The 11,286-nt window shown below is 59.9% G+C and carries 10 protein-coding genes, 1 tRNA gene and 1 other RNA gene; 5 read left to right on the forward strand and 7 right to left on the reverse strand.

Annotation, left to right across the window (positions count from 1 at the left end):
• Positions 1-75 precede the first annotated feature (75 nt).
• From Q0M74_RS10505 to Q0M74_RS10515, 3 genes are read left to right on the forward strand one after another with little or no spacing between them, the layout of a single operon-like run.
• On the forward strand, positions 76-1,209 hold the full coding sequence (locus Q0M74_RS10505) for a DNA polymerase III subunit epsilon (protein WP_366088197.1): 1,134 nt from the start codon (positions 76-78) through the stop codon (positions 1,207-1,209).
• A 49-nt stretch (positions 1,210-1,258) separates the two neighbouring features.
• Positions 1,259-2,527: a Mur ligase family protein gene (locus Q0M74_RS10510; RefSeq protein WP_293954191.1), complete on the forward strand. Its 1,269-nt coding sequence runs from the start codon at positions 1,259-1,261 to the stop codon at positions 2,525-2,527.
• A gap of 2 nt (positions 2,528-2,529) precedes the next feature.
• Complete coding sequence (locus Q0M74_RS10515; RefSeq protein ID WP_293954193.1) at positions 2,530-3,282, forward strand: type 1 glutamine amidotransferase; 753 nt, start codon at positions 2,530-2,532, stop codon at positions 3,280-3,282.
• Positions 3,283-3,591: 309 nt separating this feature from the next.
• Here the strand turns inward: Q0M74_RS10515 and Q0M74_RS10520 are convergent, their stop codons facing one another.
• From Q0M74_RS10520 to ffs, 6 genes are all read right to left on the reverse strand, one after another.
• A complete protein-coding gene (locus tag Q0M74_RS10520) occupies positions 3,592-4,248 on the reverse strand; it encodes a recombination mediator RecR (protein ID WP_293954195.1) in 657 nt (218 codons plus the stop codon).
• 113 nt (positions 4,249-4,361) lie between these two features.
• Positions 4,362-4,685 (reverse strand): YbaB/EbfC family nucleoid-associated protein, encoded by a 324-nt coding sequence (locus Q0M74_RS10525; RefSeq protein WP_293954197.1) that lies wholly within the window; start codon positions 4,683-4,685, stop codon positions 4,362-4,364.
• Positions 4,686-4,781: 96 nt separating this feature from the next.
• Entirely contained in the window at positions 4,782-7,334 is a 2,553-nt protein-coding gene (locus Q0M74_RS10530; RefSeq protein ID WP_293954199.1) for a DNA polymerase III subunit gamma and tau, read from the reverse strand.
• 18 nt (positions 7,335-7,352) lie between these two features.
• The gene (locus Q0M74_RS10535; RefSeq protein WP_293954200.1) at positions 7,353-8,018 is read right to left on the reverse strand and encodes a hypothetical protein; all 666 of its coding nucleotides are present in this window, start codon (positions 8,016-8,018) and stop codon (positions 7,353-7,355) included.
• A complete protein-coding gene (locus Q0M74_RS10540; RefSeq protein WP_293954202.1) occupies positions 8,019-9,299 on the reverse strand; it encodes an aspartate transaminase in 1,281 nt (426 codons plus the stop codon).
• A gap of 119 nt (positions 9,300-9,418) precedes the next feature.
• An RNA gene (gene ffs / locus Q0M74_RS10545) (signal recognition particle sRNA small type) lies at positions 9,419-9,515 on the reverse strand.
• 128 nt (positions 9,516-9,643) lie between these two features.
• Here ffs and Q0M74_RS10550 point away from each other — a divergent pair.
• Positions 9,644-9,728 (forward strand) — tRNA-Ser (locus tag Q0M74_RS10550).
• A 96-nt stretch (positions 9,729-9,824) separates the two neighbouring features.
• On the opposite strand, the gene Q0M74_RS10555 is transcribed toward Q0M74_RS10550, so the two are convergent.
• Positions 9,825-10,202: a PH domain-containing protein gene (locus Q0M74_RS10555; protein ID WP_293954204.1), complete on the reverse strand. Its 378-nt coding sequence runs from the start codon at positions 10,200-10,202 to the stop codon at positions 9,825-9,827.
• A gap of 52 nt (positions 10,203-10,254) precedes the next feature.
• On the opposite strand from Q0M74_RS10555, the gene Q0M74_RS10560 reads away from it, so the two are divergent.
• The gene (locus Q0M74_RS10560; RefSeq protein ID WP_293954206.1) at positions 10,255-11,112 is read left to right on the forward strand and encodes an SDR family NAD(P)-dependent oxidoreductase; all 858 of its coding nucleotides are present in this window, start codon (positions 10,255-10,257) and stop codon (positions 11,110-11,112) included.
• The last annotated feature ends 174 nt before the right edge of the window (positions 11,113-11,286 follow it).

Below are 11,286 nucleotides of genomic sequence, written 5' to 3' on the forward strand. Positions count from 1 at the left end.
ACTGGGGCTTATGAAGCTTTCGCCGATCAGTATTCTCCGGCATCGGAGTCTCCAGAGTCCCTGGAAACACAGGATATGCAAGATAACCAGCAGGACGACCAGGAATCACAAGACGCACAAAGCGCCTCACATGACCGGGAGACGCAGGAACAGGCGCGTCGTGAAGCACAGGAACTGGCACGCCAGCAGGCCATCGAGGCTGCACCTTTTGTCGCCGTGACCATCCAGTCCAGTGGTATCCACCCCTCTACCTCAAGAATGGTGACCATTGATCTTGTCACCCTGAGCGCTGAGAACACACCTGTGGAGACTTTCCATGCAGTGTTGGATTCCGGCACAGATCCTGGCCCTTTCCACCTCCATGGGGTGAATAAGGAGGAGTTCCACAACGCCAAGAAGTTCAGCCAGATCCTGAAGAGTCTGGACCGGCTGATCGACGGCCGCACACTCCTTGTCCACAATGCGCCGCGTTACTGGGGTTTCATCATGTCTGAAGCCAAGCGGGCGATGAATGACGCAGCACGTGCCAACCGGAGCAACAGCCGGAACAACAGGAGAGGTGGGCGGGGTCGCAGGCGGCAGCGTGTGGGGCATATCCCGAGGCCTGAGATGATCGTCGACACACTCTCGTCTGCACGCCGGCAGGGCGTTGTGCTGGACGATGTCCGGGTGCGTGGCGTCGCAAAGACCCTTGCTTTACCCACGCAGGAGGCAAAGGCCTCCCTGGAACGCGCACAGACAGCACACCGCGAACTCAGCCGTGAGGAGACCCTGCTGGTGGCACAACTGTATTTCACCATGAAGAACAACGGTCCGATGACAGAACTGACACCGGCAGAACTCCGCGCCGACAAATTCGGATTACAGCGTTCCCATGTGCGCGTCCAAGCACAGGAAGCCCCCCGGAAACTCATCAACCCCGGCCCCTATGAACCCGGGAAATCACTGATCGCCGGCATGGAGGTGGTGGTGGCACCAGAAATTGAGATGGACCCCAACATCATCATCCAGGCCACCGTTGATGCCGGCCTGGCTTATTCTGAGAAACTCACCCGCCAGACCTCCGTGGTGGTGTGCAACCAGACCCGCGATATCGATGGCAAGGCCATGCACGCCCAACGCAAGGGTATTCCCCTGCTCTCTGATGTGGCGTTCATGCGGCAGGTGGAACGGGTCAAAGAGGGTCGGAGGGATCCAAAGGCCCAGTAGTTCGTGGCGGTGAGCAACAAAGGCAATGTTTTCACTAGACTAAAATGTCATGAAGCTTTCACTGCCCGGACCTCTCCGTCGTATACGGAGTGGCATCGCCATCGCCGCCGCACAACTTGCCACCACTGCGTCTCGAGCCACCGGGCGGGGCTCCGGAGGAATGATCGGCGGACTGGTCGCCAATGCCGTCGATCCTGAGATCATGCGCTCCCTAGCCGCCAAACGCCCGGTTGTCCTGGTCACCGGCACCAACGGCAAATCCACCACCACCCGCATGCTGGTGGCCGCCATGCGAAAAAAGTTCAGCATCGCCACCAATGAGGGCGGTGACAACATGGATGCTGGCATCATCTCCGCCCTGCTCGCCGGACGCGATGCCTCCCATGTGGTGCTGGAAGTGGATGAACTCCACGTTCCCGCTGCTGTTGACCGTCTCCAGCCCACCTGCCTCGTGCTGCTCAACCTCTCCCGCGATCAGCTGGACCGTGTGGGTGAAATCAACAAGATTGAACGTGTGCTGCGCGATGCGGTGCGCTCCAACCCTGACATGACCATCATCGCCAACTGCGATGATGTGCTGGTCACCTCCATCGCTTATGACGCCCCCAACGTCATCTGGGTTGCTGCCGGCAGTGGTTGGCAGGGCGATGCCGTCACCTGTCCCCGCACCGAAAGCCGCATCGTCTACGAAGGGAACCACTGGCGCGCCACCAAGGAGCTTCTCGACGGCCGCATCTTCGAACGCCCCACGCCTGCCTGGGCTGTTGACGCCGACATCGTGCACACACCCGAGGGCGACATCGTGTTGGACCTCAACCTCCCTGGCCAGGCCAACCGCGGTAATGCCGCCCAGGCGATTGCCGCCGCCACCGCCTACGGCGTGAATCTGGACACCGCTGTTGAAGCGGTGAATAGCGTGGACAATGTAGCCGGACGCTACTCCACCATCACCTACGGCGAGCATGAGGTGCACCTGCTGCTGGCCAAGAACCCCGCCGGTTGGCAGGAAGCCCTGTCCATGGTTGACCGCTCTGCTGATGGTCTGGTCATCGCCGTCAACGGCCAGGTCGCCGATGGCGAAGACCTCTCCTGGCTCTGGGACGTCCACTTCGAGGACTTCTCCGGCCTGGCCGTCAAAGCCTCCGGCGAACGCGGCACGGACCTGGCGGTCCGCCTGACCTACGCTGAGATCGAGCACGAGTTGCTGAGCGATCCCATCGCCGCCATCCGTGCCTGCCCACCCGGCCATGTTGAGGTTCTGGCCAACTACACCGCATTCCGCGACCTGAAGAAGGCCCTGGAAAAGGAGATCAACTGAATATGAGCACCCTGACAATCGGACTGATCCTCCCAGACGTCCTGGGTACCTACGGCGATGACGGCAACGCTTTGGTCCTGCGCCAACGCGCCCGCATGCGTGGCATTGATGCCGAGATCAAACGCTTCACGCTCGATGATGCCGTCCCCTCCGGTCTCGACATCTACTGCCTCGGTGGCGGCGAGGACACCGCCCAGATCCTCGCGGCGGAGCACCTCTCCCAGGACCGTGGCCTGTCCACCGCCGCGCATGCTGGTCGCCCCATCTTCGCAGTCTGCGCAGGCCTGCAGGTACTTGGCGATTCTTTCCGTGCTGCCGGCCGCATCGTCGATGGCCTCGGGCTTATCGACGCCACCACCGTCTCCCTCCAGAAACGCGCCATCGGTGAAGTCATCTCCACCCCCACCCGCGCCGGCTTCACCTCCGAGCTCACCGAGAAACTCATCGGCTTTGAAAATCACATGGGTGCCACCCTCCTCGGGCCCGACGCCGAACCCCTCGGCCGGGTCATCCGCGGCGAAGGCAACTGCGACACCTGGGGTGCCTCCGACGTGGTGGACAACGAACGCCAACAACACGCCGAAGGTGCCGTCCAGGGCAGCGTTGTGGCCACCTACATGCACGGACCCGCTCTGGCACGTAACCCTCAGCTTGCCGATATTTTATTGGCTAAGGCGATGGGCACCACTCTTGCCGCGCTGGACCCACTGGATATCGACGTGGTGGACCGCCTCCGCGCTGAACGCCTGGTCTAGGTCTATTTAGCTTTGGTTTAACCACCGGCATTGTCCCCTGGAGGGAGAGGGTGCCGGTGGTTTGTTATTTAGCTGGTCGGCTGCGATGCATAACCGTACTGACTTCGGCCTGAAACCGATCATTTCCCACTGAAGCTCGTACGGTTTTGCCTACTGCAAGGCCCCACCATGCATTTCCATACCAACTAGGCCCTGGAACCGACCATTCCCATCTGAAATCCGTATGGTTTTGTCATTCACCTGGCCCAGCAAGGAAAAAGCGCCCTCCCACACAATCCGTGCAGAAAGACGCCAAACCCCAAACAGTAGCTAGATCGTCAGTCGTCCGCTCAGTGCGCGGGAGAGGGTAAGTTCGTCGACAAATTCCAGGTCTCCGCCAAGTGGCATGCCGGAGGCGAGGCGGGAGATCACCAAATCAGGGAAGTCTTTGAGCAGACGTCCAAGGTAGGCGGCGGTGGCTTCCCCTTCGGTGTTGGGATCGGTGGCCAGGATGACTTCGTGGATGTCCGGTTTATTATCAAACAACGGGGTGCCCGGGGTGGAATCTGCGAGTTCACGGTCTTCGAGGACACCACCGATACGCTGCAACAAGGTTGAGATGTTGAGCTCGCGCGGGCCGATGTTCGCCAGGGGATCCAGTGCACCACCGAGGACATGATAGCGGCCGTTGAATTCACCGGTACGTTCAATGACCTGAATGTCCTTGGGTTCTTCCACGACACACACCAGGCCACGGTCACGGCCGGAGTCATTACAGATGCGACAGACTTCGTCGCGGGAGATGCTACAGCAGATGCGACAGAATTGGACACCGTCGCGGACTGCTCCCAGTGCGTTCTGGAGGCGTCCGATGTCGTCGGGATCCACGGAGAGGAGATGGAATGCGATGCGTTGTGCACTCTTCGGTCCGACGCCGGGGAGTCGGGACAGTTCATCGATGAGATCTTGAAGAGGGCCTTCAAACACGTTCTTAATTCACCTATCTGCAAGTAAGCGTTTAACTAGCCAAGTATCGCACATGGAAGGGCCGGGTATGGGGAAGTACTCCACACCCGGCCCTGTTGAAGAATTCTAAAAAATTAGAACAGGCTGCCCATGTCGCCGCCGAAGCCCTGGGAGAGTGGGCCCATCTTCTCTTCCGCAAGTGCTGCGACCTTCTTGTGTGCGTCCAGGAAAGCACCCTGTACGAGGTCCTGCAGGGTGTCTACATCCTCAGGGTCAACGACCTTGGGGTCGATCTTGACCTCGGAGACCTCGCCGGAGCCGGTCATGGTGACGGTGACCAGGCCGTTTGCTGCGTCGCCGACGACGGAGGATGCCAGGATTTCCTGCTGTGCTGCCTGCAGTTTGACCTGCATTTCCTGGGCCTGGGCAAGAATCTGGGACATGTCTGGCTGAGTCATGATGACCTTCCTGAAAGTTTTTGTGTTGCGTTTGCGCACGAGTCTACCGGCGCGCCCACGAACCTGCGCATGATTTTACGCAGGTTCGCTCTCGGCTTACAGCGGCTGGGCGCCAAGCTCCTCAGCGAGCAGTTCCATGGCGATGGTCTTCGCGTCGCGACGGTCCATTTGACCTGGTTCATTGGCTGCCTCGCGAATCATCTCCTCCTCTTCGCTTTTCGACGACCACCTCCCCACCCCCCGTTCACCGGAGGGGGCCTGCTGCCCGGTGGGAGCGGACGGCGCTGCCTGAACAGTCTGCGAGGCCACGGACGCCTGTTGGTTCCGCTGTGGGATCCCCTCATCAGCCGGATAGCCATAGGGATCATCCGGCATCGGTGGCAGGTCCTCCGGCTCAGGCGGCAATGGCACCCCTCCCTGGAAGGGCGCACTGGTTCCCTGCTGAGCCTGCCTGTGTGCTGAGGCATTGGCAGCCGCCTGTTCGGCACGTTCACGCCAGGAAAGCTTGGAGTTCGCCTCAGGGCGTGCAGGCTGCGGAGGGGCTGGAACCGGAGCTGGTTCCGGAACCACCGGGGCAGATGGGGTTGCGGCAGGTGCTTCACTGCCGATCCGCACCGGGTTTCCCCATCCCCCGTTATTCTGCGCCGGGGCCGGACTCTCAGGCTCCTCTGAATCGTCTGTTTCCACTGCTTGTGGTGCTGGTACTGCCTGCTGGGCTGGTGCCTGCTGGGTCTGCTGTACGGGCTGAACCGGTGCCTGTGCAGGCTCTGGCATCTGCTGTTGTGCCGGTGGTTCCTGGACAGCTGGTTTCGTGGGATTCCAGGTGGGCTTTTCTGTCTGCGTCTGGGCTGTGAAACCAGCAGCTGCTGGATCTGTGCCCACGATGCATTCAACCGCGAGGGTGGCACCCAGTTCCTCAAGCAGAACGGACACCAACACTTCATTATGATCTGGTGCGTTGAGACGATTCGCCAACGCCCCCGTGCTGTGACCCAAGACGAGGGTGTTCTGACGGATCCCCAGCACCTTCGCCTCAGTGAGCATGATCTCGGTGCGGATATTCTTCTTGCCCACCAGTGCACGGAGATTTGCCCAACCATTACGGATGGTGCTCACCAGGTCTTCAGCAGGGACCGGTGTTGGCCTTGGTTCCGCGACTGCTTCCGGCGCAGGAGTTGGCTGCGCAGGTGCTGCCGGTGGCGAGGCCGGTGCAGACTCAGGCGCAGGTTCCGGTGCTGGCTGTGTAGGTTGCGGAGTCCAATCAGCCTGGGGTGTCGGAGCAGACGGTGCAGCCTGTGCAGGCGGGGCTGCTACAGGCTCAGCAGATACGGCAGGAGGTTCCGGCGTGGTCTGTGATGCCGGTGGTGATGGTGGCGCCGGTTCCGCCTTTTTGGGTTCTCCCCGTTGCCCGTAGCTCTGTGAGGCCGCCAATGCCTTGGCGCGTGCTGCTGCAGCTGCTCCACCGGCTGCGGAATAGGAGGTGGAACCGGTTGGTGCCTGGGTGGTCACTCCCCCGGTGGCGGCGGGCGCTGCGGGAATGCCGTGGATGACCTGGCCGGCAGAGAGCAGCAGGCGGGCGCAGAGGATCTCCAGGAGGAGACGGGGTGAGGTGGCACCGCGCATGTCATCAAGGCCGGTGTTGACCATGCCTGCCAGGGAGGCCAGCTCATTGCCGTTGAACATGCCGGCCTGTTCGATGAGGGTGTCGGAGCGGTCTACCGGGGCGTCCACCAGGCCGAGGTTCAAGGCTTCGGGGACGGCCTGCAGGATCATCAGGTCGCGGAGGCGGTCCAGGAGGTCGGTGGTGAAACGTCGGGGGTCGTGGCCTGCTTCGATGACGTGATCGATGGTGGTGAACATGCGGGCTTTGTCCTTGGTGGACAGGGAGATGATGGCGTCGTCGATAAGCGTGGAGTCGGTGACCCCCAGCAACGGCAGGGAACGCTCATAGCTCAGGCCCTCGGCACCGGCGCCGGCGAGCAGCTGGTCCAGGATGGACAGGCTGTCGCGGGGGCTGCCGCCACCGGCGCGGATGACCAATGGGTAGACGGCGTCATCAACATGCACACCTTCCGCCTGACAGGTCCGCTCCAGCAGGCCGCGCATGGCGGTGGGGGTGAGCAGGCGGAATGGGTAATGGTGCGTGCGGGAACGGATGGTGCCGATGACTTTTTCGGGTTCCGTGGTGGCGAAGATGAAGATGAGGTGGGCTGGTGGTTCCTCAACAATTTTCAGCAAAGCGTTGGAACCGGCATTGGTGATCATGTGTGCCTCATCGATGATGAATACACGGTAACGGGATTCCGCCGGGGCGTAGAAGGCACGGTCGCGCAGCTCGCGCATATCCTCCACACCGTTGTGGCTGGCGGCGTCGAGCTCGGTCACATCAAGGTTGCCGGGGCCACCGGGTGCCAGAGATACACAGGAATTACAGACTCCACACGGGGTGGAGGTCGGGCCCTGCGCACAGTTCAGGGAGCGCGCCAAGATGCGTGCCGACGACGTCTTGCCACAGCCACGCGGACCCGAAAACAGGTAGGCGTGATTGATACGTCCGCTGTCCAATGCCACGGAAAGGGGGCCGGTGACATGCTCCTGCCCCACTACCTCGTCGAAACTTGCCGGTCGATACTTACGATACAAAGCCACGCGAATCAGCCTACCGTTCTAACGCTTGAGATCTAAGAGGTCCACCTGGTGCTCCGCCATCCACTGGAAGAGAACATCCCCACCCTCATGCACGGCGATCTCGAATTCCGCGTCAGTGAGCAGGATCAGCTGCAGCGGCAGGGTGAGTCTGGCCAACTCAGGAGGGGAATCCGGGGCATCCACGTGCACTTCACCGGCTTCTTCACGGACATAGGGAATCTCCGGACCCCAGATTCGTGGATCAGCCAGGATGCCGTGGTTGACTGAATAACCTTGCTGCGTCAGATTGGCCATGATGCCCACCGCGGGCAGGACCTGACCAGGTTGGGCGTGCATGGGCACCACGTCGGTGGTGCCCTCAGGAGACTCCCGCACGGCGGTGCGGTAGGCGAGGGTGGCGTCGGCAAGCATTGTTGCAGCGGCCGCCACCGCACGGCCCGGAACGTCAATCGGGGCGCGGGCCAAGCACAGCAACTCACTGCGCACTTCAACGCTCTCAGCGCTGGCCTCGGTGATCAGGCCGGTATCAACCCGCCCGAAATTGACCGTGCAGGCGACCGACTCCTCCGGGGAATCCGGGTTGATCGCCTCAAAAGCCGCAACTGTAAACGCACCCACCTGGTGAAACTGCGCCGTTCCGGGAAACAGGCGGTCCACCCAGTAGGACGTCTCATCGATGTTCACTTAAACGGCAAAGTGCTCCGCTGCTGCCAGCAGCACACAGGTGGCCACACCATCCATGGCCACCTCAAGCTCCGCCACAGGAGGCAACGACGGCGCCAGACGGATATTGCGGTTGTCCGGATCCTGACGCAGTGGGAAGGAGGAACCAGCGCCGGTCAGCGCAATGCCAGCCTCCTTGGCCAGCTCCACCACACGTGATGCGGTGCCGTCAATGACATCCAGGGAGATGAAATAACCACCGGCAGGAGCAGTCCAGGTGGCCACACCGTACTCGTTGAGACGATTATCCAGAATATTCAGCACAGTCTCAAACTTCGGCGCCAGAGAACCAGCATGTTTACGCATGACCGAACGCACACCCTCGGCGTCACCGAAATAACGGACATGTGCCAGCTGATTGACTTTGTTCGGGCCGATGCCGCGGATACCAGCATGGTGGGTGTACCACTTCTGGTTTGCTGCGGAGGTGATGAAGAAGGATACGCCCGCGCCAGCCAGGGTGATCTTGGAGGTGGAGGTGAAAGCCCAGAAACGGTTCGGGTTACCAGCCGCCTCAGCGATGCTGACGATGTCCAAAATCTCCGGGAATTCATCGGTCAGGGTGTGCACGGCGTAGGCATTGTCCCACACGATGCGGAAGTCCGGCGCGGCGGTCTCCAGCTCAGCAAGCTGCTTTGCGACGTCCGCGCTGACGCTATAACCCGTCGGGTTGGAGAAAGTCGGCACGACCCACATGCCCTTGACCTGCGGATCCTTCACCAGTTCGGTGATTGCGGCAACATCAGGGCCATCCTCATTCATCGGGACGGAGATCATCTCAAAACCGAAACGCTCAGTGATGGAGAAATGACGGTCATATCCGGGGACGGGGCAGATCCACTTGATGGTCTCCTCGTCCTTCCAGGGACGCTCAGAATCATTGTTACCAAAGATGTAGGACCAGCTGATCACATCAAACATGAGGTTCAGGCTGGAGGAATCACCCGCGATGATCTGAGCAACGTCAATGCCCATGAGGTCAGCCCAGAGCTGGCGGATGTCGGTGATGCCAGTCAGACCACCGTAGTTGCGGACATCAGTTCCATCCGCAGCGATGAATTCACCCTTGCCAGGCAGTGCCAGGAGTTCATCCGCAAAATCCAACTGCTCTGAGGAAGGCTTCCCTCGGGTCAGATCCAGCTTCAGGTTCTTAGACTTCAGCTCATTGAACTCAGCGACGATGTTCTCACGGAATTTGGCGAGCTGATCAGCATCAAAGTCTTGTAACTGGACGGAACTCATGGCGGTGTACCTCCGATATGGTGGCAAAGCGACAGACACATACTGACTGTCACACGGATGTAATGGCAGTAAAAGACCATAAAAAAAGAGCAGTAGCCTTTGGGCCACCACTCTAGACGCTTAAGGGGATCCCGCGCACCCGTCAGAGCTCGCTGACCCTTGCTGCATTCCTGCCCTGGGGGAGTTCACAAGATAAACGCCGCACGGGATCCTGCGGACAACTCTAGCGGATACCCGGGATGAAACGCTAACCAAGACCCTGAGCTGCCGATTTGTCACCAGGGGCGGGTTCTGTGTACGCTATTCCCAGAACGAAGCAACATAACGTTGCCCACGTTCGTGCTGGAGGATTCGACTAGCGGCCTATGTCGCTCGCCTGGAACGCGGGTTGGGAGCAATCCCTCAGGGGTTCAAATCCCCTATCCTCCGCAACTAAGATCAGCCCCTCACATTTTTGTGAGGGGCTGATCTTTTTTTCATTCCCTTCTGCAGGGGCCGCCACCAGTTATGCCTGAACTCCTGTGATCACAGCCCACCGAGAACAGCATGGGCAATGAGACTATCCAGCTTTCGGACATCCACTCCCCTGCCCAACTTGATCTTCATAACGCCAACTCTGGTCCACAGTTCCAGCTCAGCATTGAAATCCAACGTTCCAGCATTCTCTGAAGACCACATATCAATGGATTTATAGGGCAGGGAATACATTTCCACCTTCTTGCCGGTGATGCCCTGGGCGTCCTTCACGATCATCCGCCGATCAGTAAAGATCGCCACGTCCCTGAGGGTTTTATATGCCGTCACCGGAACCTCGCCAGGAACAAGCAACGCTCCGACATCCTTGGGGATCTGGACTTCCTGCTGAAACTGCCAACTGGTGATCAATGCGAGCTCTGCAGCCATGCCAGCTCTTCTTTCTTCGGTAGCACTTTATGAGACAACTCAAGTCTAGGGAATGTCCCTATACTCGGCTCCCATGAAAACCATCGTGATCACAGGTGCCTCAGATGGCATCGGTGCCTCTGCTGCCCGAATCATCCATAACGTCCGACCTGAGGACCGACTGGTTCTGGTTGGGAGGAATGCGGGGAAGACAGAAGGCATAGCAAAGCAGCTTGGTGCCGAATGGCACGTCGCCGACTTCGCCGACCTGGCCCAAGTACAACGGCTCGCTGGGGAGCTAGCCGCCCTGGACCGCATCGATGTGCTGGCCAACAACGCCGGCGGGGTTTTCCCGGGACCGGTGACCACCGTGGATGGTTTTGAAAAATCCTGGCAGGTCAACGTGGTCGCACCCTACCTACTAACCAATCTGTTGCTGCCCGTCCTGGTGGAATCACAGGCCTCCGTGGTAGCAACATCCTCAGTGGCGTCGCTGGTGTTCTCCAAGTTCGATGTGGACGATCCCAATACCTTCGACGGCTTCACCGCAGATCGTGCCTATGGCAACGCCAAACTGGGCAATATCTTTGTGACCAAGGAACTCCACCGCAGGTACCACGCAGCTGGCTTAAATACAGTGGCCTTCCATCCGGGCGTGATCGCAACGAATTTCGGGCAGGAAGATGCTGGGCTGCTGGGCAGGATGTATCAGAGTCCGGTAGCCCGGATGTTCGCACGCCCAGGTGTCGGCGGGGAGAACCTGGCCTATTTCATTGCTGGTGTTCCGGGGATCCATTGGGAGTCAGGACGCTACTACGACGATAAGCGCCGTCTAGGCCGACAGAAGGCCATCGCGAAGGATCTCGATGTTGCCCGTCGGGTGTTTGATGACATGGGTGAGACACTGGATGTCAGCTGGCCATCATTGTAATTTGTGGTTGCTTCCACCACCAGCGCGCATAACCGTACGGGTTTCCCTCCGAAACGGTCAGTTTCAGGCCTTAGTCAGTACGGTTTTGCTCGTAGTCCCCTTGCCCACACCGGCCAGCACGCATAACCGTACGGGTTTCCCTCCGAAACGGTCAGTTTCAGGCCTTAGTCAGTA

This window comes from uncultured Corynebacterium sp. (assembly GCF_945649885.1).
In the GTDB taxonomy this organism is placed as follows: domain Bacteria; phylum Actinomycetota; class Actinomycetes; order Mycobacteriales; family Mycobacteriaceae; genus Corynebacterium.